Annotated in this window: 13 protein-coding genes; 3 read left to right on the forward strand and 10 right to left on the reverse strand. The window is 32.1% G+C overall.

Annotated features, from left to right (window positions below):
• Nucleotides 1-4: 4 nt before the first annotated feature.
• From GQR97_RS17700 to GQR97_RS17710, 3 genes are all read right to left on the reverse strand, one after another.
• The gene (locus tag GQR97_RS17700; RefSeq protein WP_158850831.1) at nt 5-2,335 is read right to left on the reverse strand and encodes a TonB-dependent receptor plug domain-containing protein; all 2,331 of its coding nucleotides are present in this window, start codon (nt 2,333-2,335) and stop codon (nt 5-7) included.
• 6 nt (nt 2,336-2,341) lie between these two features.
• Complete coding sequence (locus tag GQR97_RS17705) at nt 2,342-2,881, reverse strand: YfiR/HmsC family protein (RefSeq protein ID WP_158850841.1); 540 nt, start codon at nt 2,879-2,881, stop codon at nt 2,342-2,344.
• 1,048 nt (nt 2,882-3,929) lie between these two features.
• Entirely contained in the window at nt 3,930-5,534 is a 1,605-nt protein-coding gene (locus GQR97_RS17710; RefSeq protein ID WP_158850843.1) for a beta-N-acetylhexosaminidase, read from the reverse strand.
• A gap of 283 nt (nt 5,535-5,817) precedes the next feature.
• On the opposite strand from GQR97_RS17710, the gene GQR97_RS17715 reads away from it, so the two are divergent.
• On the forward strand, nt 5,818-6,843 hold the full coding sequence (locus GQR97_RS17715) for a LacI family DNA-binding transcriptional regulator (protein WP_158850845.1): 1,026 nt from the start codon (nt 5,818-5,820) through the stop codon (nt 6,841-6,843).
• Between the two features lie 145 nt (nt 6,844-6,988).
• Here the strand turns inward: GQR97_RS17715 and GQR97_RS17720 are convergent, their stop codons facing one another.
• From GQR97_RS17720 to GQR97_RS17735, 4 genes are all read right to left on the reverse strand, one after another.
• On the reverse strand, nt 6,989-8,122 hold the full coding sequence (locus GQR97_RS17720; RefSeq protein ID WP_158850847.1) for a T9SS type A sorting domain-containing protein: 1,134 nt from the start codon (nt 8,120-8,122) through the stop codon (nt 6,989-6,991).
• Nucleotides 8,123-8,224: 102 nt separating this feature from the next.
• Nucleotides 8,225-10,153 carry a glucosamine-6-phosphate deaminase gene (gene nagB, locus GQR97_RS17725; RefSeq protein WP_158850849.1) on the reverse strand — a complete coding sequence of 643 codons (1,929 nt, stop codon included), beginning with the start codon at nt 10,151-10,153 and terminating at the stop codon, nt 8,225-8,227.
• Nucleotides 10,154-10,200: 47 nt separating this feature from the next.
• On the reverse strand, nt 10,201-11,529 hold the full coding sequence (locus GQR97_RS17730; RefSeq protein WP_158850851.1) for a sugar MFS transporter: 1,329 nt from the start codon (nt 11,527-11,529) through the stop codon (nt 10,201-10,203).
• A 320-nt stretch (nt 11,530-11,849) separates the two neighbouring features.
• Nucleotides 11,850-15,917: a response regulator gene (locus tag GQR97_RS17735; RefSeq protein ID WP_158850853.1), complete on the reverse strand. Its 4,068-nt coding sequence runs from the start codon at nt 15,915-15,917 to the stop codon at nt 11,850-11,852.
• Between the two features lie 398 nt (nt 15,918-16,315).
• On the opposite strand from GQR97_RS17735, the gene GQR97_RS17740 reads away from it, so the two are divergent.
• Together GQR97_RS17740 and GQR97_RS17745 are read left to right on the forward strand one after the other, a co-directional pair.
• On the forward strand, nt 16,316-18,289 hold the full coding sequence (locus tag GQR97_RS17740; RefSeq protein ID WP_158850855.1) for a beta-N-acetylhexosaminidase: 1,974 nt from the start codon (nt 16,316-16,318) through the stop codon (nt 18,287-18,289).
• A gap of 114 nt (nt 18,290-18,403) precedes the next feature.
• Nucleotides 18,404-19,147: a hypothetical protein gene (locus tag GQR97_RS17745; protein ID WP_233267567.1), complete on the forward strand. Its 744-nt coding sequence runs from the start codon at nt 18,404-18,406 to the stop codon at nt 19,145-19,147.
• A gap of 169 nt (nt 19,148-19,316) precedes the next feature.
• Here GQR97_RS17745 and GQR97_RS17750 read toward each other — a convergent pair whose 3' ends face one another.
• The 3 genes from GQR97_RS17750 to GQR97_RS17760 all read right to left on the reverse strand — a co-directional run bounded on the left by GQR97_RS17750 (nt 19,317) and on the right by GQR97_RS17760 (nt 25,547).
• On the reverse strand, nt 19,317-20,807 hold the full coding sequence (locus GQR97_RS17750) for a RagB/SusD family nutrient uptake outer membrane protein (protein ID WP_158850857.1): 1,491 nt from the start codon (nt 20,805-20,807) through the stop codon (nt 19,317-19,319).
• A gap of 10 nt (nt 20,808-20,817) precedes the next feature.
• A complete protein-coding gene (locus GQR97_RS17755) occupies nt 20,818-23,898 on the reverse strand; it encodes a SusC/RagA family TonB-linked outer membrane protein (protein WP_158850859.1) in 3,081 nt (1,026 codons plus the stop codon).
• 185 nt (nt 23,899-24,083) lie between these two features.
• Nucleotides 24,084-25,547 carry an aryl-sulfate sulfotransferase gene (locus tag GQR97_RS17760; protein WP_158850861.1) on the reverse strand — a complete coding sequence of 488 codons (1,464 nt, stop codon included), beginning with the start codon at nt 25,545-25,547 and terminating at the stop codon, nt 24,084-24,086.
• Nucleotides 25,548-26,051 lie beyond the last annotated feature (504 nt).

The following is a 26,051-nucleotide window of genomic DNA, read 5'->3' on the forward strand; positions in this document are numbered from 1 at the left end:
TATGTTATAATTCCCATTTTAAGCCAATTAGCAATTGTCTCTGTATCTGATCAGTAAAACCATACTCAAGATGATTTCCTAAAATATTTTTTATTGTTAAATCTAATGATGTGTTTTTATTTAATTTAAAAGATGCTTTTGTGTTTAAAATTATATTTGTTTTAATGTCTATTTCTATCAAAGCTTCATCAATACTGGCTTCGTCTATTATTTTGTAATAATTATAGTTTGTGAATTTCTGATTAGTATATACATAAGCATCTGTACTAAAATTCCATTTTTTATTTGGCTTATAATTCAACAAAAAGCCTCCAAAAAATGAGGGTGTTGTCTCGTTAGTCCATTGCACAGGATTAGTTAATGTGCTAATTTTAGTATTAAGCACATTATCTGAAGTAATATCATCAAAGCTAATATTAGTAGTTTCAATACTAACATCTTTTTTTCCTGAAACACTAGTGTTTTGGTAAGTTCCATATATTTTAGCTCCAAACTTATCAGAAAAACTATAATCTAAAGTAAACCCAGCACCAAACTGGTTTGCTTTTAAATCGTAATTTTCAAATAAAGCATCCCCATTTGCACTTGCAGAAATTACAGACTGTGGTTCCCCAAAGGCATTTAATTGCTGCCCTATATTAGTACTACGATAAATATTAGCATTCACAAAATTATTTACTTTTGAGTAAAACAATTCAACATCTAATTTCAAATTTGAATTTATTTTAGTTCTCCAACCAATTTCATGATTTATAATAGTTGGGTACTTCAAATCTTCTTGACCTCTTATATCTAAGCTTATAGGAACAGTTAAAGTAGTGCCTGAAACACCTGTGGGCTGCTCGTATATTACAAAAATGTTACTATTTAAATAGGAATCGAAAAAGAAAGGCGATTTGCTTGCTTTTGAATACACGCCTCGAATTAAATTGTTTTTATTTATACGATAAGTTAAAGCAGCTTCATAATTAGTAAAACTATTTTTATTAAACTCAAATTTATCATGACGAATAGCTCCTATTAATCTAAGCTTTGAAGTCGGTTTCCATTCTGTTAACAAAAAGGCAGAATAAGAAGAAGTAACTCTAGCTTCATCCTTATATTTATAATTAAGTGTGTTAAAACTGAATGGTTCACTATATGTAAGCGGGCTATTATATGATAAGTATTTATAACTAATTCCTGGACGAATACTAAAAGATTTAAACTGTTTAAAATATTCTAGATTACCTTCTATATTGGTGAACTTATAAGAGTTGAATTTGTAGTTGTTATTATCATGCCCTGAATTAATATTGAATTGTCCACTTAAATTATTATGATTTATTCTTGCATTTACATAATAGCTTTCCGATTCTGTTTGAGACAATGGTGTTGATAGATTTAGTCCTCCCGTTTTTTGGCTTTGAGATTTTTGAACTCCCACAGCAATGTCTATATTTGATTGTTCTGTGAAATTATGTGATAAAAAGATATTTGCACCTAATTTTCTTAAACTCAAGTCTGTATCATAATCGGCACCAAGAGCATTTTTATATTCATTATACGTCCAAACCTCGTTACTATTTTCACCTTTCATTGGTGAAACAAACATAGTAAGATCCTCTATTTCCGTATATCCTTTTTTATTAAAATCATAGTATGTATCATCAAAACGATATCGCTCTGTAAAGTTACCAGAAAATGAAAGTTTTGTTTTATCATCCCAATTATAACCAATATTTATACTAGTATTTCTAGCTTCATTAGTACCAATACTAGATCTAACAGATACATTTTTTCCTTTTTTATTTGCATGCGATGTAATAATATTAATGACTCCTGTAACGGCATTTGCTCCATATAGTGCGGAAGCCGAACCTCTAACAACTTCAATTCTTTCAACATCATTTAAATCAACAGGCAAAGTTTCCCAAAATGTTCCACCACTAAAATAACTATATACAACTCGATTATCAATCATAACAAGTATAGTAGTATTATAAGGAAGCGTTACATATACATTTTTTGTAATATCATCATACCCTCTAATATGAATATCATAATTACCTGGTGTCATTTCTCTAACAATTAACCCCTGTGATAAACGTAGTGCCTCTGGAATACTAGTAACGCCTGAGTTTTCTATTTCTTCCTTACTAATAATTGTAGTAGATAAAGGCGTTTCGAATAGATCTTCTGGTTTTTTAGATGCTGTAACAACCACATCAATATCCAATAATTCCTCTAAGGTCATTTCACTATAAATTTTATCCGTCTGCTGCGCATAAACCTCTACACATAAAGTAGCATTTAGTAACCAAATAAAAACGAATATTTTTCTTTTTATATTCATAACCAGTTAATTAAAAATTTTTGCTATCCTTAAAATATCAGAGGAGAATGACTGCCCCTCTTTATCTAAAGAAGTTAAATTAACCAATATTTTTGGCTTATTATTCTGTATTCCAAATCCGAGTGAAATTTTACCTTGCTCAACATATTGAGATATACCAGTTACCGATAACACCCTATTGTTCTTGCATATTTCTGAATAATCTTGAATTCCAGGCATAAAATAAACAACACTATAATTCGAAATATTTTGTTCTAATTCATTTTCACGAATAGCCTTAACCATCATTGAATTACCTAGCCCTGTAATAAATTCATCCTTATTTAATTCTGAATTATCATCAAATACAACTAGTATTTTAATTTTTATATTTTGTGGAATTTGTGAATCGTATTTTAACACTTTAGTTAAGAGTGCTGCTTGTATTCTTTCGGGCACAGGTATATTTTGTGAAAAAACTGAATTACCCCAACAGAGAAATATGAAAACAAAAAACAGCCCCTTAGCCAAGAAGATTTTATTTTTGGGGTAATTTAAGTTAATCATTTAGTAGGTTTCAATTTAACTTTAAATCAATATTTCTGCGAAATTAGTTGATTTATTTTCAATGTTTTATGACTTTTATCAAGTTATAAAATTTATTCATTTACATAACAGTCAAAGGCTAAAGTGATGGATTGATAGTAATAAAAAAATATTTGGCTCTTTTTAACTAAACTATCCATTAAACCCCATCAAACAGAATAACTATTTAATTCACCAATTAGTGAGGCTTTGCTAACTATTATAGAAATATTTTATTCAACCTGAATTAATGGCAGAAAAGGATGCGAAAAGAGTGCGAGTACAACGCTTTTATTTGATATCATTTGGGACTATATTTTATTTAGCATTCACTTAAATTACATCTAAAATATAAGACATAAAGTAAATAAACCATAGGTTAATATTGCTAAAATAAACATTTTATCCGATATAAAAGCTTTTTATCGGTGTTTTGATGTAATTATTTTATTATCTCAGCTATCAGATTGAAAGATTGTGATTTTGAATCGGCATTAGAATTAATTTTGTTGATTACTCAATAATATATCCATTATAAATTAAAAGCATACACCTTACTTTGTTAAACTTGTAACTTCCTTCTTAAAGTAAATAATGTGGTTTGGTAGAATTTTAATAATTGGGAGTATTCTAAAAATCTTATCTTTTTTTATAATTAAATACAATTGTATCTAATTATAAAAAATAAAAGCATCCTCAACTCTTATTAGCACTTCGTGAAACGCAAAAAACCTTGTAAATTAAATTTACAAGGTTTTTATTAAGTCGGGGTGGCAGGATTAATTAGAATCTCTTAACCACCCATATCCATTACTGTTATTATCATTTATCAATTAATGTACACCGAATTGCACACTAAAATTAAAAGAACTATTTAAAAATGAAATTGATTTGTTTTTTATGTTATTAAGATACAAATTATATCAATATTTATTGGCTTTATTATTTATTAATAACTCAAAATTCAATTTATAAGATCTATTAGCTATACAACACATATAATTAAATTTAAGATGTAATTTTTTTTGAATTATTTAAAATCACTATAATATTCAATACCTAAAATCTCCCAACGTTTTTTGTAATCTTCGAGAGATTTTGTAAAAATTTCATAATCTTTATTAACTTTAGAAGTCCAACCTACTTCTGCATAAGCAGCAATTCTAGGAAATACATGGTTGTTCATTTGCTGTACCGTAGGAATCCATTCACTCCACATTTGGCAACCCGAACCTAAAATTTTATCATGATATTTTTCATCTACACCTTCCGGAATAGGATCGAAAGAATAAGCTTTAGAAAGCGGTAAATTCTTATAATTATAATCTAAATAAGTCATGGAATGTAATGAATTCACAATATCGTAACCATTAGTAACCGCTTCATTAATAAGGTCTACATTTCCCTTCCAAAAGTGCACAATAGCAGATTTAGCTAATTTCTGTTCCACTTCCACATCTGCATCTTCTTGCCATTCGTGTACATTAGCGCCTAGTATTTCATTCCACCCCATCATTCTGTGGTTTTTACTTTCCATAAAACTTGACATTTGGTTGGTGAAAAATATTTGAAGATCTGCAGGAGAAGACAAACCTTCTTCTTTTATTTTATTTTGTATCATCTCTGAATTTTTCCAAACATCAAACATCACCTCATCTCCACCAATATGGACAACATTACCAGGAAAAAGCTCAAATACCTCTTCAAGAACATCTGTAAGAAATTGATACACTTTTGGATCGGCTATATTGAAAGAATCATCCAACTTACCAAAAAACTCAGGAACCTTAGTATTCGCGCCCAAAATCCCTAACCAAGGGTAAGATGCAATCGCAGCCATGGCATGACCTGGCATTTCTATCTCGGGAACTATTAAAATTTGCCTTTCTTCAGCATAAGCAATAATATCTTTTATCTCTTCTTGTGTATAAAAACCTTGATGCGGATATCCATAGCGTTCATCACTTTTTCTAAGAGATTGCGTGTCTTCTCTGTAACCGCCTACTTTAGTTAAATTAGGATATTTTTTAATCTTAATTCTCCAACCTTGATCATCTGTGAGATGCCAATGAAACACGTTCATTTTAAGCAACGCCATTTGGTCTAATAAATTTTTAACCACTTGCGAACCTTTAAAATGTCGAGACTCATCGAGCATAAAAGAACGCCATCCAAAACGTGGTTTATCTGTAATTTCTACTTGCGGAATTAATACTTTTTTGTGCAATTGCTTAGAAAACTCAAAATCACTAGGTAATAATTGCCTCAAAGATTGAATGCCATAAAACAAACCTGTATTTGATGATGCCTCAATTAAAACCTGCTTTTTAGAAGATTTAAGATAGTACCCTTCATTTCCTAAAGAAGTTTTCATTTCAGGATTTATTTTTAATACAATACCTCTTCCTTTTTGCTTAATCTTTGTTTTAGTCCCAAAAGCATCATCCAAAATAGCAGCTAAATAATCCGCTTGATTTCTAGATATTTCATCGGAGACAATAGCCGTTTTATTATTCAATTCGTAAAAACCATCTCCAATAGATACCTCCATAGGTCGCGGTATAATGTTAACTTGAGCATGGCTTAAAGCGATAAAAAAAAGAAGAAAAATATTAAGTATTTTAAACGTTTTCATAATGAATTTAGGCTTGAGTTTTAGCGATAAAATTATTTCTCTTTGCTTTTTCTTTGGAAAAACAACGTATAATTTTGTTCGCATTAAGAATGAATAACAAATTTAGCATATTTTTCAATTTATGCAAACGTTTGCATAATTATTTTTAGCTATTAAAGATATTTATAAATTAAATTCATTTAATTTGTATTACTTTTCAATAAAAACCTCAACATAATGTAAGTTTTTATTTTAACAGTAAAATACAGAACAACTTTAACAGCAAACGTTTGTTGTATTTAATATGAAGAACACTAGAATAACCTTAAAAGATTTAGCTAAAGAATTAAACCTATCGCCCTCTACCATATCTAGAGCTTTAGCTAACAATCCTGCCATTAGTGATTCTACAAAAAAGAAGGTCCAAAAACGGGCTGAAGAATTAGGCTTTATACCTAACTCTATTGCTTCGAGTTTTAGAAAGAAAAAAACGCAAACCATTGGCGTTATAGTGCCTCGAATTGATATTCATTTTCATTCGTTAGTGATTAGTGGCATTGAAGAATTCGCATACAATAATGGTTATAATGTTACCATATTTCAATCTAAAGATTCCCTTAAAAGAGAAAAGGAAATTGTAAAAATTCTTCAAAACAAAATGGTCGATGGCGTTATTGTATGTTTAGGTATAGAAACCAAAACTTGCGATCATTTTAAAAAAATAAATAAACTTGGTATTCCGCTTGTATTTTATGACCGCGTACCAACTGATTTTGATGCGAACAAAATAATTATAAACGATTTTGAATCGGCGTATTTAGCTACTGAACATCTCATAAAAAGTGGATGTAAACGTATTGGACACATTTCTGGCAGCCAAACCACCACTATTTTTAAAGCTCGTTTAGAAGGATTCAAAGCTGCTCTTAAAAAACATCATGTTCCTATAGAAGAGTCTTTAATATTATTTACGAATAACCTGAGCTATGACGAAGGTGTAAAATGTGCCGAAAAATACTTGAAAAGCGACCTAAAACCAGACGGCATTTTTTGTGCTAACGATTATACAGCCGTAAGTGTCATTCAAGTATTTAGAAAAGCTGAAATAAAGATCCCTGAAGATGTTGCTATTGTGGGCTTTAGTAATTATCCTATTTCTAAAATTATAGAACCTCATTTAACAACCATTAATGACCGCGCTTTTCAAATGGGAGAAGCCGCAACAAAATTATTAATTCGTCAAATTGAGGAAAAAGATGACTCTATAACATCTGAAATTATCACCCTGAAAACAGAATTGATTGTACGCGAATCTAGTACTCGAAATTAAATAGCTTCCTGAAAACAAAAAAAAAGCCGATAAAAATTTTACCGGCTTTATAAAATAATTTACATAACATTTAAAGAGCATTAAGTAGAAAAACCAATGACTAAACTCAAAATTAAACAGCTCTTAGTTAGCAACTTACTTTAATCTAATTTTTTAATATTTTTTTTGTTTCTACTCCTTTACCTGTATCCATTTTCAAAAAATACAGTCCCTTATTAAACTGAGTAAAATCAATTTCTTCAGCCTTAGTTTCCATAACCAATTGCCCCATATTATTGTAAACCATTATACTTTTTACATTGTTAAGATTTTCAATATAAAGCGTGTTTTTAACAGGATTAGGATAAACCATCACATTATCTGCAACATCTTGTACACCTGTTGACAGCGTTACATTTTCATTAAAACTATAAGCAAAATAAGTGAATCCGGTTAAATTTATGTTATTAGTCCATGCCGACGATGCATTCATCCAATCTGTTGTAAAAATATCTTCCGCAGCACTCATAGAGTTACTAAGCAGCCAATTTTGCATAAAATTTGGCTCTGATGAAAAAATAATCGACACATCTAAACCTGGTGTACCATTAGCAAAATCAATCAGTCTGTCTTTCGCATAACTAAAACTCGTATTAGGATTAGCAACATAGGCATGTAAAAGTAATTCATCTAAATGATCACCTAATTCTTCTGCTTGAGCTGTTGTTGGCCACCCTAAATAAGCTTCTGTAGTAATAGGATGAGAGTTATTATGCGCCAAGCTTCTCATATCATCTAAAATTGAAAGTACAAACTTAAAGGCACCATCGTTAGAACAAGGGTATTCCGTTGATCCCAAATACGTACTACAGTAATATCCTCCTGGACCAACTGCACTATCTCCCCAATATTCAAATTCTAAATTATAAACATCAAATTTATCAGTAGCATTGGTTCTACTATTATTATAAGTGTTTATTACATTGGTAAAAAACCAAGCGTTTTCTGCTACAGCACCAACCGAAAGCACGCCATAATTTGTTTTAGCCTTAGATATAAAGTCTGCTAAAATCTGATTTGATGAAACATTTGATAAGTTATGGCTACTATTTACAATATGAAGATCATACAATAATAATTTTTCTATTCCATTAGTTTGTGCGTAAGACAATAAATTGTTCTCGGCGGTTTCATCTCCCAAAATAGATGCAAAACCATTAACGTACATGGATCGAAGTGCACTTGCTTCAAAAGCAAATGTTAATACTATTAGACAAGTTAAAAATAATGTTCTCTTCATATTTATTGATTTTTATGGTGGTTATATATTATTCAATACTTAATTTTTTAATTATTAAAAGGTTGTTTCTAGTTATAGATATTCAAAACAGATATAATTATACTAGAATTCCCATCTCACAAAAGCTTCCATAGCTGCGTAGTGCGATAAACCTAATTGATGGTATAAATCGGCAGTTTCTCTGTTTCTATCTTCTGCACGTTGCCAAAACTCTCTACTATCGGTTCCTTGAAACACCACTCCATCTTTTTGAGATTGATGTTTAAAGATTCCTTTACGTTTTTCAAGAACTTGATCTGGACTCATAGGTATCGCCATTTCAATTTCATCAATACCCCATTCTTGCCATGCTCCACGGTATAACCAAACCCAACAGTCGTTCATAAACTTCTTAGGTTTTAGTTGTTTTACGGCTTTAAAAATAGCATCTAAACATACTTTGTGCGTGCCATGTGGATCGGCTAAATCTCCCGCTGCAAATATTTGATGCGGCTTAATTTTTTCAATTAAATCCATGGTTATTTGAATATCTTCTTCACCTAAAGGATTTTTTTCTATAGTACCCGTTTCATAAAATGGTAATTCCATAAAATGAATTTGAGCATCGTTAAGACCAATAAAATACGATGTAGATTCGGCTTCTCCTTTTCTAATTAAGCCTTTAATGTATCGTACCTCAGGAATATCTATTTCACTTGCTTTTTTGTTTTTAAGAAAGGCTACCGCTTTTTTGTAGATGTTTTCGGCCTCTGGACTTTTTATGCCGAATTTATCATTATAATCGCATACAAAACTTGCGAAACGTAAGGCTTCATCATCGGCCACAGCTATATTTCCAGATGTTTGGTATCCAATATGCACTTCGTGACCTTGTTCGTGTAAACGCTTAAAAGTACCTCCCATACTAATGATATCATCATCGGGATGCGGACTAAATATAAGCACCCGTTTTTTTGCTGGTTCGGCGCGTTCTGGGCGTTTACTATCATCTGCATTGGGTTTACCTCCAGGCCAACCCGTAATGGTATTTTGTAGTTTATTGAAAATTTTAATGTTTATATCGTAAGCAGGTCCTGAGTCTGCCAATAAATCACTCATACCGTTTTCAATATAATCGGCATCGGTAAGCATTAAAATAGGTTTCTTTAAATGAAGCGCTAAACCTAATACCGCTTTACGTATCAGCTTATCGGTCCATGTAATTTTTTCTACAAGCCAAGGCGTATTAATACGTGTAAGCTTAGATGCGGCTTCTTTATCTAAAACGAAAGTCGCATTGTTATGCTCTTGTAAAAATGAAGCAGGCACTAAATTGGTTACAGGTCCTTCTATAGATTGTTTTGCAATATTCGATTTGCCTTCTCCCCAAGCCATAAGTACCACTCTCTTGGCTTCCATTATCTTTTTCACGCCTAAGGTAATAGCAGTTCTTGGTGTATTGTTTAATCCTGAAAAATCACCACTGGCCGCTACTCTAGTTATATGGTCTAAAGCAACTAGGCGTGTTTTTGAATTTTGTAATGACCCCGATTCGTTAAATCCGATATGTCCATTACCTCCAATACCCAATATTTGTAAGTCAATACCGCCTAAAGCTTCTATTTTTGCTTCATATTGACTACAATAAGCAGCAATATCATCTTTTGACAAAGTCCCATCTGGTATATGATAATTTTCAGGTAAAATATCCACATGATTAAAGAGTAACTCCTTCATAAACCGCACGTAACTGTTTATAGAGTCGGGTTCCATCGGGTAGTATTCATCTAAATTGAACGATATAACGTTTTTAAAGCTTAATCCTTCTTCTTTATGTAAACTCACTAATTCGGCATACAATCCTTTGGGTGACGAGCCTGTAGCTAAACCTAAAATACATGGTTGCTTTTGGGCTTGTTTAACACGTATGAGATCTGCAATTTCTTTCGCTACAGCTTTAGACGCTGTGTCTGAATTTTCAAAAACTATAGAACCCGCACTTTCAAACCTTTTTTCAAAATCTGTTGATTTATCTATACTACTTTGTAACATGGTATTTATTTTATGTTTTCTTAATTATATATTGTTTTTTGTAGAACTTATTTTTTTGACCAACTTTTATATTTGTGTCCCCACATGGCAAAAAACAAGATTAAAGCGTAACACGGTATTAATATCCAATAGCTATGCGTTGCTGCTGTTGCTAAAGCTTCAACCTCATTAACACCGCTAGTGATTAATTCCAGTTTATTTGCATCCACAATTCTTCCGTATAACGGAGGAATAATGGCGCCACCTGAAATGGCCATAATTAATAGCGCAGAACCTGTTTTTGTAAATTTCCCTAAACCTTCCAATGTTAATGGCCATACCGCCGGCCAAACTAGAGCATTAGCAACACCTAAAGCGGCTACAAATAAAACAGATAAAAACCCCGTTGTTGATAAGATGCAAATACTAAATATGATACCTAAAGTCGCACTTATTTTAAGCGCTGTGCCTTGTTTTAAATATTTAGGAATTAAAATAACACCTATGGCATAAGTACAAACCATAGCGAACAAAGTTAAAGTGGTAAAAAACTTAGCATCGGCAGCTGGAAACCCTAATGATATTCCATAGGCAATAATGGTGTCTCCTGCTATAACTTCGGCCCCTACATAAACAAATAGCGTTAAAACACCCAACCATAAATGTGGGAATTGGAAAATACTTGTTTTTGATGTAGCTCCTTCTTTAGCCTCTTCTATTTCTTCGGCCTCTACCTGTGGTAATGGCGCTTTTCTAATTAACAATCCTAACACAGCAAGTACAATAGCCATTACTAAATAAGGCATAAAAACACTGTCTGCCATGGTATCTAAAAGGACTCCTTTTTCTTCTATTGATACCGTGCTTAGTTTTTCATTTACTTCGTCAATTCCTGAAAGCAATAAAGCACCAAATATGATGGAGCCTAAAGCACCAGCTGTTTTATTAGCAATCCCCATTATAGCAATACGTTTTGCTCCACTTTCAATAGGACCTAAAATGGTAATATATGGATTGGCTGCCGTTTGTAATAAAGTCATTCCGACACCTTGAATAAAAATACCTATTAAAAACACCCAATACGTTCTTGCTTCAGCTGCTGGAATAAAAACTAAAGCACCAATAGCCATAATTATTAATCCTAAAGACATCCCTTTTTTATAGCCTATTTTATTTAAAATCCAAGAAGCGGGTAATGCCATAACCACAAATGAGATATATGATGCCGATGCCACAAAATATGATTGTGCATCCGTTAACCCATTAATGGTTTTCATAAAAGGAATTAACGCCCCATTAATCCATGTAACAAAACCAAATATGAAAAATAAACTGGCTATAATTATAATAGGAACTAAGTTGTTATTTTTAGAAGTTTGAGTTGATGATGTTTTCATAGATGCTTTTATAAGGTTGGTTTGTTTTACCTTTATTTGTAAAGCTCAAATCTATTAAACATCGATAAAAAATAGGATGAAATATTTTCCAAAACATACCGTCATATTCGTAAAACCCCGAAAATTTTGATTAAAATAGCCTAGAATACTTTTTATTATAACGACACAGCAACCCTAGAAGAATTTAGGAGTATTTCAAAAAAAGGGATTAAAAATTTAATAGTCATAAATTTTTAATCCCTGTAAACATTTGCCGATTCTTGTTTTAGAAAATAACATTATAAAAAAAGATTTAAAAGGAGATATAATAAAAACTGTAATTAATTCGCTTTAAACAATTCATATTTTGTTAAAAATGCTTCTAAATCAATATTTTCTGCTTCCTTTTTAAAAACTGTTGGAGTCATTTTAAATTGATCTTTAAAACATTTTGAAAAGTATCTTGTATCATTAAAACCGACAGCAAAACACGCTTCAGATACATTATATTTATTTTGAACCATTAAAACTGCAGCTCTTTTTAAGCGTAATAATCGAAATAATTCAGTAATTGTTTTTCCTGTTAATTTTTGACAATTTCGATATATATTAGAATAACTCATCCCCATAATACTCGATAGACTTTCGAGTTTAAAATCGGCATCTTCTAATTTTGAATTTAAACTAGAAATCAAATTTTCTAAGAAAATAGAATCTTTAGATTTTTCCGGAATATGCTCTGGCGTGCTTAAATATTGTAAACTTGCTTTTGAGGATATTCTTTTATTTTGAGCCAAAATACTATTTACCTTTAAATGCAACTCATTTATATCAAACGGTTTACTCATAAATTCTATAGCACCATATTTTAAACCTTTTAATTTATGCGCCGTTGAATTTTTCGCTGTTAAAAATATAATTGGAATATGAGACACATCATTGTCTTTTTGTATAATTTCACACATTTCCAAACCATCCATAACAGGCATAGAAATATCTGAAATAATAATATCTGGCAATTTTTGCTTTACAATTTCAACACCTTCTTTCCCATTGTAACCAGAATAAACGTTATAGTTTTCATTAAAAACTTCACATAAAAAATGTTGCATTTCATAATTATCTTCAATAATAAGTATGGAGTCTTTTTTTGAATCTATCTTTTTAGTCGTGCTTTCTAAAGTATTATTATCTGAAGTTGAATTAGTAATGGCTTCATCTAAACCTTCAATCTTTTCATCATCAGAATATTTAGCTCCATTTAGCGGTAATACAATAGTAAAAGTAGACCCTTTACCTTTTTTCGATTTTACATTAATCTCGCCTTTATGCAGACTAACCAGCTCTTTCACAAAAGCCAAACCAATACCCATACCAATTTTATTACTTGTTTTTTTCGCTCTATAGAATAGTCTAAAAATATCATCATATTCCTTTTTTGGGATACCATAGCCTGTATCGTTAACCGAAATCTCAAACATTCCTATAGCTTCATCTAAACCTGTTGATATTACAACACGCCCTTCTGATGGTGTATATTTAAAAGCATTTGACAGTAGGTTGTAAATCATGTGTTCCAATAAATCACTATCAAACCACAGTTTATACGCTTCAATAAAATTATTTATTTCAAAATCGATTCTTTTAAAACGCGCTTGCTCTTGAAATGAATCTGCAATTTCTTTAACCTCTTTAATGATATCCTTTTTAAAGACTCTTAATTTTAATTGCCCAATTTCTTTATTTCTAACCGTGGTTAACAAATTGGCAATTCGAGATAATCTTTTCGCGTTATTAAAAATAACTCTAAGTCGTTGGTTTAATACGGCGTCCTTTTCTACTTGTGGCTTTTTCAAGATATCTCCAATAGGCCCCATAATAAGGGTTAATGGCGTTTGTATTTCGTGAGACATTTTGGAGAAAAAATTCATTTTCTCGTAATAAATTTTCGATTCTTGTTCGTTTTTAATTTTTTGACTAAAAAGGTTTTTTCTCAACAAATACCATTTATAAATACCATAAGCTACGGCACAAAAAACAACAAAATAGAGCAAAAAGGCTAACGGATGCATCCAAAGTGGCGGATTAATAACAATTTTAATCGATTTTACAGGAATATTCAAATTCTCATTTACTGTGGCTGCTTCCACCTCAAAATCGTATTCACCCCAAGGAATATTAGTGTATGACGCTATCCGGTTTTTCTTGGTAAACTTCCATTCATCATCAAATCCCTTTAATCTATATTTATATAAATATTTTGCATTTAACACGGTGCCTACCACAGAAAACTTAAATGAAAATGAAGATTGATTATTTTTTAACTCAATTGCTTTCGTGTTTTCAATACCTTTCTCAACCTGATCTGGGATTATTAATGATGCTGGCTTATTTAAAATTTCAATCGCGTTTATATACAGATGCGATTTGGTTGATACTTTAGATATTTTTTCAGGATCGAAACCATCTACTCCATTCAGCCCTCCAAAATATAAAAAGCCTGCTGCGTCTTTATAAGCACTTCTTTCTACATAATAGTCACTAAAAAAACCATCGGCTTTTGTGTATTTCACAAGACTTGAGTCTTTTACATTCAAATTCCATAACCCACTACTAGCACCTAACCACAAACTTTCTGGATGCTCCATTAAAATACTATGAAACGAAATATCGTTAATTAATTGGGTATTATTAAATTCCTTATATAATTTACTTTTAGTATTAAATATATGAATTGCCCCGTGCAAATCTATTAGCCAAAGGTTACCCTTAGTATCTGATACCATAGAAACAATGGAGTAATAATCACTTTCATTGTTTGTGTACGAAAACTTTTGAAATGTTGAATTGTTGAGATTTTCAGTTTCATTTAACATAAAAAGTCCACCACCATCAATACCCATCCAAAGTTTTTTATTATCATCTTCTACAATAGATCGAATTAAATCACCATCAAGCCCATTTTTCCAAAAAGGAAATGATGCTATTTTTTCTTTTTTAGAATTATATACAAATAAAGCAATCTCGGAGCCTACCCAAATTCTACCCTTTGAATCTTTAAAGGTTGTTAAAATATCTATCGCATGTTTTCCTTTAGCATCTAAAACAGGCATTTTTGAAATTTCTTCTTTCTGGAAATCATAAAACCATAAACCGTTTTTGTAAGTACCAACCCAAACATTTCCATTATCATCCTCTGTTATTGATTGTACATAAGCCCCTTCTAAATCCTTATTATTAACTAAAAACTGCTTTTCCTGCCCTGTTTTTAAATTTCTTTTAGTTAATCCTTTTCCATCGGTTCCAATCCAAATATTAGCATGTGTATCTTTCAAAACAGATAATACACGTGCGGAAGTATTTTCTATTAAACCATTATGATGAAATATTTCGTTAGGTGTATTTACCAGTATATTAATATCTCCAAAATTTGAAATAACCCACAAGTTTTTATAAGAATCCTGATTGATATCAATTATAGAATTAGTACTTAAAGATGATTTATCGAGAGGAGAATGCCTATAAAGCATTATTTCTTCGTTTTTAGGATTAATTTTATACAAGCCTTGCCCATCAGAACCAGCCCAAATAACCCCATTATTATCGCAAAAAAGAGACAGAATCATATCTTCTTTCAAAACGTCTATCCCGTCTCTAAAATATGAAAGTTGTTTAAATTTATTTTCAGCTAAATCATATTTAAATAGCCCCATAAATTTGGTACCAATCCAGAGATCATTATTTTTATCCAGACTTAAATACATCACTCCTGGTTGGCTATTGAAATCTGCCTTTAACTCACTTAATTTATTGTTAGCGTATTGCAGTAACTTACCATTATTTAAACTTAAGTACACCCTATTCGCGTCATCAACTTCTAAGTCTATGATGTTTACGCCATAATACACAGGCTCTGTAACAGATAAAACATAGTTAAGCTCTAAGCTTTTGCTATCTAATAAATAGAGCGTGTTAAAAAAATCGGTAACATATATTTGCTGTTTTCTTACAAATATGTTTTTTATAGAAACATCCTTACCTGTTTTAGAAAAAGATTTATTTAACTGAGAATAACGTCCGTTTCGCTCCTTTCGAGCCAATAAACCTTTAGAGGAAAGTACTAAAAGATTGCCTTCGGTATCCAATAAAACCTTTTTTATTTCATCATTGATATTTGTACCGTTAAAAATAGAATCCATGGAATGAAACCAAAACTCGTAACCATCATATTTTAAAACGCCTTTACTTTGAGACATCCATATATAACCTAAAGAATCTTGAACGGTATGTTTAATAGTTCGATATCCGTTATCTATTTCGGGAGAAATATGAAAAAAAGAAATTTCATTTTGACCAGATAAGCTATTTATGAGTAAATTAAAACAAATAAATAAATAGAGCTTTTTCATGTCAAAATTTTTCTACGAATTTGGGTATTTCTTATCGATTATCAAACAAAGATTAAGACAAATATTAAATTTATTTTAGATAAACATTTTTACTTACTAAAAGTAAGAATATGAGTAATGATATGGAACTAGAATGCATAAATACTAATACATCTAACCTTTTTGAATAATAATTACCTCATTTTAAACCTTGTATTAAATTACTTTTACATCTAAATTCCCACATGCCAAACGGCTATAAAAATATGATTATAATTTGAAATAAATTCTAAATTAAAAGACAGAAAACTTGAGCTCTCAAGCTCTTTTAATTTCAGGCTCTACTTCTTTAAAACTAAGACCAACAAAATTTACTAAAAAAAATTACCACGATGTTAAACTATAAAAAATCAAAAATAATGACATATCTAAAGAAAAAAATACTAATACTAAGCAGTCTGTTTTGTTTATTAAGCATACAAGTTTCGGCGCAATTAAACTTAATTCCCTACCCTAATAATGTTAAAGTGCATGACGCTACTTTAGAACTAAAAAAACTTAAAGTAAGTTACGATGCTGGTTTAAAAAACGAGTTTGAAACCCTACAAAAATTAATGAGCACATTAAATATAAACGTAGAGGAGTCAAAACATGCAAATATTGAATTATTGTTAGTTAAAAATAAATATAAAGACCTCGGAAACGAAGGTTACAATCTAGAAATTAACAGTAATAAAATTGAAATTTCAGCAGCGAAACCTGCCGGTATATTTTATGCTTTGCAGACTTTAATGCAATTACAAACCATAACAAAAAAGGGCAAATTATTAATTCCTTGTGTTTCAATTGAAGATAATCCTGCTTTTAAATGGCGTGCCTTTATGTTAGACGAATCTAGACATTTTAAAGGCAAACAAGTTGTTTTTGATATGCTAGACCAAATGGCTAAATTAAAAATCAATATATTTCATTGGCACTTAACTGATGATCAAGGTTGGCGTATTGAAATTAAAAAATACCCGCTATTAACTGAAGTTGGAAGCATTAGAAACAACACTCAAATAAATGGTGTTAAAAGCGATAAAAGAACCCGTGAACCTCATTCTGGTTTTTATACGCAAGAAGAAATTAAAGAAGTTATTACTTATGCGCAAACCAAGCACATCACTATTATTCCTGAAATTGAAATGCCAGGGCATGCTTCGGCAGCCATTGCAGCTTACCCTTGGCTAGGCACTTTAGACGAACCTATAGAAGTACCTGGTACTTTTGGCATTTTGCCTAATATTTACAACGTTACCAACGACAGAGTGTACACTTTTATAGAAGACGTTTTACAAGAAGTTATCAATTTATTCCCGAGTAAAATTGTGCATATTGGAGGTGATGAAGTGAAGTTTGGTCAATGGAAAAATAATAAAGACATTAGTGATTACATGGCTGAAAACAATTTGAATACATTTTCAGATGTACAAATTTCATTTACAAATAAAGTCTCAAACTTTATTGAAAGTAAAGGTTATAGAATGATGGGATGGAATGATATTTTAGGTGAAAATTTACACCAATGGCGAGAAGGTGAAGAAAAAGAAGAGAACAACCAAAAACTTGCAGAAAGTGCTATTGTTCATTTTTGGAAAGGTAGCCGAGAACTTATGCTATCCGCTATTAATAAAGGGCACGAAGTTGTAAATTCTACACACAGTTACACTTATCTTGATTATGATTTTAACTCAATATCACTTGATAAAGCTTATGGGTTTAATCCTATTCCGGAAGGCATTGATACCGATTTAGAAAAGAATGTTATCGGACTTGGTTGCCAAATGTGGAGCGAATGGATTCCTAAAGTATCAGATCTTTACAGACAAGTTTTTCCAAGAATCGCAGCTTATGCTGAAGTAGGTTGGACTAAAAATGAAAATAAAAATTTTATAAGGTTTCAACAAAACCTAGAAACGGTTAAAGCTAACTGGGAAAACTCGCCTTATTTTATCCAAGGCTCAAGCAACCCCGATTATGTTGATGTGGTATTTAACGTAAACATGAATGACTCACCTTATTTTAAAGACATTCAAGGAGGCCGTGAGTTCCTAACACTAGCTGGTACATTTACAAACTCACATTCTGGAGCTAAAGAACATTGGCACGCGAATGGCGTTACCTTAACCGACTATGATTACGACGGTATTTACACGGGCCACAGGCTTCTACCTAAAAACAGCACTGTACAATTTATTCTTTTAAAATCACCAGAAGGAAGTTGGGACAACCACATAAAAATTCTGGCAGACAGCTCTTGCGAAAACCTATCACCAGACAAAAACTATAAAGTTGACATTAAAGAAGACCATTTAAAAATAGATTTTACAGCAGGAAAATGCCTAAACTAATCCTCTCCTAAAATCTATTAAATCATACATCAAAATAAAAAGGTAAGGCATTCATTGTTAATGGATGCCTTACCTCGTTTAAGCTTCTAAAACGAATTCAACCGATTATAAAAAATGTTTCAAAAAACAAATAAAACGTTGCTATCCATCACTTTTATGGTTATCACCTTATCAAATTGTTCTTCCGTATTAAAGGGTAAAACAAATAAAATTTCAGAAAAAACAAATAAAAAAGAGAATATTACCCGTTGGGATTTCAATACTATGACCAGTTGGATTGATGGCTCTCAAAACATGAAGGGTTTAATCAATTACGAAATAAATAAGGGCGAATTAATGATGACTGCAAGAGCTAATACCTGGGACAGACCTAAAGTAAGAACTGTAGATAAAACATATAACGTGGGGAAATATACTTGGCGTGTTTTTGTGCCCGAACTAGGCGTTGGAGATATGGCCAGTATAGGCGCCTTTATATACCATGATGACAAGCATGAATTGGATTTTGAAATAGGTTACGGTTCTACAGTCGTTAGGCAAAGTTTAAATGCAGCACCAGACGATGTTATAGCATATATGACTTCGCAGGCACTTCCGTTTCAATCCATTCCTAAAAAAATAAAAAGAAACCAATGGTACACTTTAGACATTGAATTACTTCTGAAAAATGATAAATATGAAGTTGTTTGGTATATTGATAATACAGAAATGAACAGATTAAGCCTTAATTACGGAGCCGAATACCCTTTTACTATTTTTTGTAGTGTTGAAAACTTAAAGTTTATAGGAGACCATATACCTAGCCAAGATAATTATGGCCTGTTTGATTATGTTGAATTTGAAGCATATTTACCTTAATCCTGTATTTTGATAAAACCTATACTCAAAGTAAAAGGTTTATACTGAAATGTTATAAAGTATTGCGAAAAGGGTAAAACGTTTAAAAGTGATCAGTTCAAAAAAAATCATAAAAAAGCCTCAAGAAAAATATTCTTGAGGCTTTTTCTTGCTATTAATTAATTATTTCTTAGTTCCCTAAGTTTGGATTTAAATCTGCTTCTGAAGAAGGTATTAAAGCCCACGGCTTAGTTTCATCGATTGTACCAATTACCGGTAAATCTAGCGCATCTTTATTAGCTGCTACTTCTGCGATAATTTCGGTTCTAACCATATCAAACCATCTAGAATATTCACCAGCCAACTCCCATGCACGCTCATCAACAACATCTGCTTGCGTAGCACTAGTAACATCTACCGATGGATCGGCAACGTTTACAGGCTTTCCTGCAGCTCTTCTTTTAACTTTATTTAAACTCTCTAATCCTTCAGAATTAGTAGGTCCTGTAGACATAATGGTTGCCTCGGCGTGTGTTAATAATAATTCAGAATAACGCATTAAATAAGCGTTTAAGTCTGGTCCGCCACCATCATAACTAAACTTTCCGTCAATAAGTGTGCCCTTCCATTTTGCAAAATAAGGGTGCTTATGTAAACTTTCTTGCCATGTAAGCGTTCCGCCACCTTCAACAGGAAATTCTGTAGTAAAGGTTGCATCTTTTCTAGGCCCTTCTGGGAAACCATTAAAAAATCCAATTTCAGTAAAGAAATCTTGCCATCCTGTTTCTTCGGCACTTGTAGAACCAACAGATTTCCAATTTCCAAAGGTCCAACCGCCACAGCTGAAGCATAAGTTTATTGCAAAAACACTTTCTGAATTATTTTGAGTTGTTGGATCGTTCCATAAATCGGCAAAATTATTTACCAATGCATACGGCCCATTATCTATTACATTTTTTGCCTCGGCAGCAGCTAAAGCGTAATTAGCTGTGTTTTTTAAAGGAAATCCAGCACTTGTTAAGTAAACATGAGCAAGGTATGATTGAGCAGCCCATTTTGTTGGTCTACCTGGCTCATCGCCCCATGATGCAGGAAGTAAAGTTTTAGCTATAGTAAAGTCTGATATAATTTGATCGTATATAGCTTCAAAAGAAGCTTTCTCTTCACGCCCTGTAACGGCTGTAGAATTTAATAATGGAACTTCACCGTAGGTTCTTACTAAAAAGAAATAAGCTAATCCGCGAAGAAAATGTGCTTGACCCGCAGCATTATCTAATTTTTCTTGAGACGCACTTACTTTTTGGTAGTGGTCTAATACGGTATTGGTTGTTAATACCATTTTCCACCAAGGATTCCAGTTTTGCGCTTTCACATTACCATTATCAGCATCTGGATTAAATTGATCGTATTGTCTGAAATTATCTTTATTACCTGCACCCCATGTTGTTAAATCGTCACCTCCAAAATAAGGTATCTGACCATGAACATAAGTAGCAAATGATAGTAGAGAATTGTATTGAGCAGTTACAGCTGCATCTAAATCGCCCTCTGTTTGGAAAAAGTTATCAGCCGTTAATGTACCGTCGGTATCTGGCTCAAGAGATTGGCATCCATTTAATATAAATGTACCAGCTGCAACCAATACTAAAAAACTAGTTTTAAATATTTTATTATTTTTCATTGTGTTTTATTTAAAAATTAACATTAATCCCCACAGTTACTGTTTTTGTATTTGGGAATACACCATTATCAACTCCAGGGTCAATATCACTTCCACCACCACTTGATACTTCAGGATCGAAACCACTGTAATCTGTCCAAGTCAATAAGTTTTGACCACTTACATAAACTTTAGCTGAAGATATACCAATGTTTTTTAATGTTTCAGACGGTAAATTATAACCTAAGCTTATGTTTTTCAACCTAATAAAAGAACCGTCTTCTATAGAAAATGTAGAAATAGGCTTAACCGTACTATTTAATCTCGGAACATTAGTGTCTGTATTTGTTGGTGTCCAAGAGTTTAAACTATTCGGATTAGTAGAATGTCTAGATATAGCACCCCATCCGTAAGTACTAGTTCCTATAGCGTTATAAATTTCATTTCCTTGTAAAGATTGTACGAATATGTTTAATTCTAAACCTTTATAAGTAACGTTATTATTAACACCAAAAACAAAATCAGGATTTCCATTCCCCATGATTGCTCTATCGTTTTCAGCATCTATAATGTTATCTCCATTAAGATCTTTATAAGTAGCATCGCCTGTAGTTGGGTCTGGTCCAGTGTACTCATAACCATAAAAAGAACCTAATGCTTCGCCTACTTTAACAATGGTAACAGCACCTGAGAATGAATTGTAATCGCCACCAAGTTCAATTTGATCTAAGCCATCAACCAACTCTAATACTTTATTCTTGTTTGTTGAAAAATTAGCTCCAATTTCCCAAGAAAAATCTTTAGTTGTTACAGGATATGCGTTGATAGAGAATTCAAAACCTTTATTTTCTACTGCAGCTGCATTTACCCATTGGTAAGTTGAACCTGTATAGTTAGGCAAGTTTCTTCTCATTAATAAACCTTCTGTCTTTTTATTATAATAATCAAATGACCCACTAATTTTTCCATTCAAGAAAGCATAATCTAAACCTATATTGGTTTGTTTCGTTTCTTCCCAAGTTAAATTTGGATTTGCCGCTTTTTCTGAAGGCGCAATACCGATAACGATACTAGAATCTAGATTTCCACCAAAAACATAATTATTACCACCAGTTGTTAGAAATGCATGAGCAGCTTGAGTATCTACTCTATCACTACCGGTTACCCCCCAACCACCTCTAAACTTAAGGTTACTGATGATATTATCTCCGAAAAAATCTTCATTTGAAATGTTCCAACCTAATGAGAATGAAGGGAATATTCCCGTTTGATCATTTAAAAATTTACTAGACTTATCTGCTCTTATAGATCCTGATAATAAATAACGATCATCAAAACCATAAGTTACTCTTCCTATGTAAGATTCTAAACTACTTTTACTGGCACCAGACTCCACTCTTTGGTTAGATCCTAAGCCTAAATTATCTGATCCTACGTTAGAGTTTGGAAAATTTTCAGCATAAGCACTAGTTGAACGTCCTTCGTATTGAGACTGTTCAAATATAAAATCGGCAGATACATTATGCTTATCATTAAAAGTATTAGCATACGTCAATCTATTCGTATTTTGGTAAGAAAGGCCATCACCTACGTCGCTAGTTGCTGTGTTTCCATTCTGAATACGTGCATCTACATATTCTCTATAATTACTATAACTACTGCTTGCTCCTAAAGATACATTTAAGTCTAAGTTATTTGCGATTTTATAGTTTAAAGCTATTCTCGACTGTAAATATTTACCATAAGTTGTACGATCTGCAACACTTGCTAAAAACAGTGGGTTTTGCCCTTGATTAGCGACATTATTAATTGTAAACAGGTTATAATCGCCATTAGTATCATAAACAGGCGTTGTTGGATCGAATGTTAAAGCTACAGCCATTAGGTTTCCTGCACCAAATGCAGACACACTATTTGTGCCATTTTCGCGTGTATCACTGGTAGCAAACACGCTAAAATCTACGTCTAACTTATCATTAATTTTGGCATCAATATTAGCTCTAAAACCAAATCGCTCGTATTTTGTATGTTTTATTAAACCTTCCTGTTTTGAATGATTAGCAGATACGTAATATGAAACACTTGGTCCACCACCGCTAAAAGCTAACTGGTAATTGTTTGTAATTGCTGTTTGAAAAATTTCATCTTGCCAGTTAGTTCCTCCATTAGCTTGTAATGCTGCTATTTCTTCATCTGAATACGCAGCAGAACCACCTTGTTCAATATTTTTTCTATTAACTAATTCAGCAAAATCAGCTCCATTTAAAACATCAAATTCACCTATTGGATCTCCTATAGAAACGAAAGAATTAACCTCTACTGTATTTTTGCCTTCCTTACCTCTTTTAGTTGTTATAATTACAACACCTCCAGAAGCTCTATTACCATAAATTGCTGTAGCACTGGCATCTTTTAAAACACTAATCGTTTCAATATCTTCAGGTGCTAAATTTGCTGTACTTGCACCAATAAAACCATCGATAACATAAAGCGGATCGTTGTTTCCAAATGAGCCTGAACCTCTTACACGAATTTTAAATCCGCTTCCAGGAACACCATTATTTTGAGTTACTTGCACACCAGCTAATCGACCTTGTAAGGCTTGATCTACAGACGTCATGGGTTGACTTTCAAAATCGTCTGCTGAAATTTGAGCAACAGCACCGGTAAGGTCAGATTTCTTTTGAGATCCATACCCAACAACAACCACCTCATTTAAACTTGTGGCATTCTCGATAAGCTTAATATTCAATTGCGTTTTCCCTTCTACTGAAACTTCTTGAGTAGTAAATCCTACAAAAGAAACAACTAATACAGCATCTTTACTTTTAAGGTTTAAACTAAAATTACCATCAAAATCGGTTTGAGTTCCATTTGCCGTACCTTTTTCTACAATATTTGCTCCTGGCAACGGTTGGCCATTAACATCTACGACAACACCAGAAACTTGAAGTTCTTGTTTAGAATTCTCATTTACTTTAGAAGTGCCAGTTAAAGCTTCTGGATAGATAAATTTATCATTATTAACTGCGATTTTTGCATTTTGGGATGTTAATTTCTTCGGCGTTATACTAAATACCGAAAAGCAGCATAAGAAAATGAACGTTCTCATAAGAAGCTTAAAAAACTGATTTCTTAGAAGAAAACAATTTTTAATTGATTTAATTTTCATAAATAGACATTGAATTAAGTTAGTTAAACATTTGATTATTTTTACATTATACTAGAGATTACCTCTATTTTGTTGAGATGTTAGTATCTCGATTCCTCTTTTTATTTTATTATTATTTATTAGTTTTATTTTACGTATTCACTACTATCATACATTTCATCCATATATTCTGCTCTATACAATTTGTAACTTGTTTCTAGTTGTCCTAAATAGTTTCCATCTAAATCAAAATAGTACACTCTCCTTTTATCGGATGAGCAAAACATAACGTACTCGTTGTCTATGAGATAAGCACAGCCTTTTACTCCTGAATAAAATTCTTTAGGCATCGCAAAATTAATTTGAGGCGTTGCGGTCATGTTTGTTTCATCAATGGTGAATGATTTTACCTTTGGAATAGAATCGCTAAGGCCGTTATCTAACAGCATAAGATCTCCTTGACTATTGATATGCGCCGCATGTTGCCCATAAAACTTCAAACTATCGGGTAAATTAAAATCGCCATCTTCACCGCCTAGTTTCCATATCAGTTCTCCAGATTCTCCATCTATTTTCCATACTTGATTAGTGGTTCTAAAAGAGATTAAGAAATCTCCGTTTTCATCTTGCCATAAAGAATTTGCATGAAACCAATCTTTCCTTTTATCCATGATACCAGGATATGTAACAGGGTCCATCACATCAAACACAGACCACTCCCAAACTTTATTTCCTTCTTTATCAATAATGATAATACCATCTCCAATAATGAGTTCTTCAGCCGTTCCTCCTACAGAAGTTAAGTCGTAACCCCCCTCCTCATACGTTAGCGCCATGATGTTGTTATCATTATCATGCCTAATTTCATGATGCAGAATTTTATCTAAACCTTTGTCGCCTTTTGCGCCTTTTTGGGTTCTAAAAAGAATATTACCTTTTAAATCAAATTCAGCAATTTCTTCCCCTCTGGTATATTTGGTTGCATTTACACTTAATATGGTTAGAACGGTATTTTGATCTGTCCAATTTGCCACTTTGATACTTCTAGGCACTTCATGATACCATACCAAATCCATGTCATTATCTATAAGAAATAAATAACCTGGAATATCTAAAGAATGGCTCGACATGTACCCCTTAAACACATTTTTTACTAGAGTACTATCCGTTTTGGGATGGTTAAAAGGCAAATAGTAAGGAATGGAATTTGTTTTGAACTCTTTTTCGTCACTATAACTTTTACAATTATCATTTTGAGCCACTACAACGTAATTATACGCCGTATTTTGTTTCAGGTTCATTAAAAGAATTTGATGCTCCTTTTTGTTTTTTGAAACTTGGCTGTAGTAAAATTGTTTTTCATTTATGCTATCCAAATCACCTTTTCTATCAATCCAGTATTTAATGTAAACATCCAGTTCTTTTTCTGTGCTTACAAGAACTTCATATTTTAGTATATTATTTTTAACCGGATTCATAGACACCGTCCCAATATCGTGAAGGGTTACACAAACTCCCTCCCACTTGTTCTCTTTTTTACAAGCAAAAAAGCAAGACAATACAAGAGCTAAAACAATACAACTACGCTTACTTTTATTCAAATTTCTCATAATATTTACTGGAATTTCTATACTTATTATACATACTATTAACTTTGAGGTGAGACTAAATAATGGGATTTTCAATAATAACAGGTTCTTCTACGACATCATCTTCGCTTGATGAACTTCTGGATTCCTTCTTTTTAATTTGTAAGTTTTCATCATCTTATTCTGTTTAAAAGTGAATTAATTAAGAAGCTTCTTTCTATTAAAGATTAAGCCTTACGCACTACTAAATATTTCAAAGCAAATAACATCTCTGTTATCGTTTTGTAAACTTACTGTTATCAATAATTACGAGTGTTGATTTATTCTGAAATTAGGGGAGACATATTCGTACAATTATACTTACCACCCATAAACTGTGGCATGAACAACCTAACATAAGCCAATTGCATAGCCATGTTCTATTTTTTAAATTATAGAACTTATTACGTTTTTTGATTAAAAAAAAGGTTGTTTTAGAGGTATTCCACGGAATAATATTCTCCAAAAAACAGCTATAATTTTAAG

Origin of the sequence: Algibacter sp. L1A34 (assembly GCF_009796805.1) — a bacterium.
Lineage (GTDB): Bacteria > Bacteroidota > Bacteroidia > Flavobacteriales > Flavobacteriaceae > Algibacter.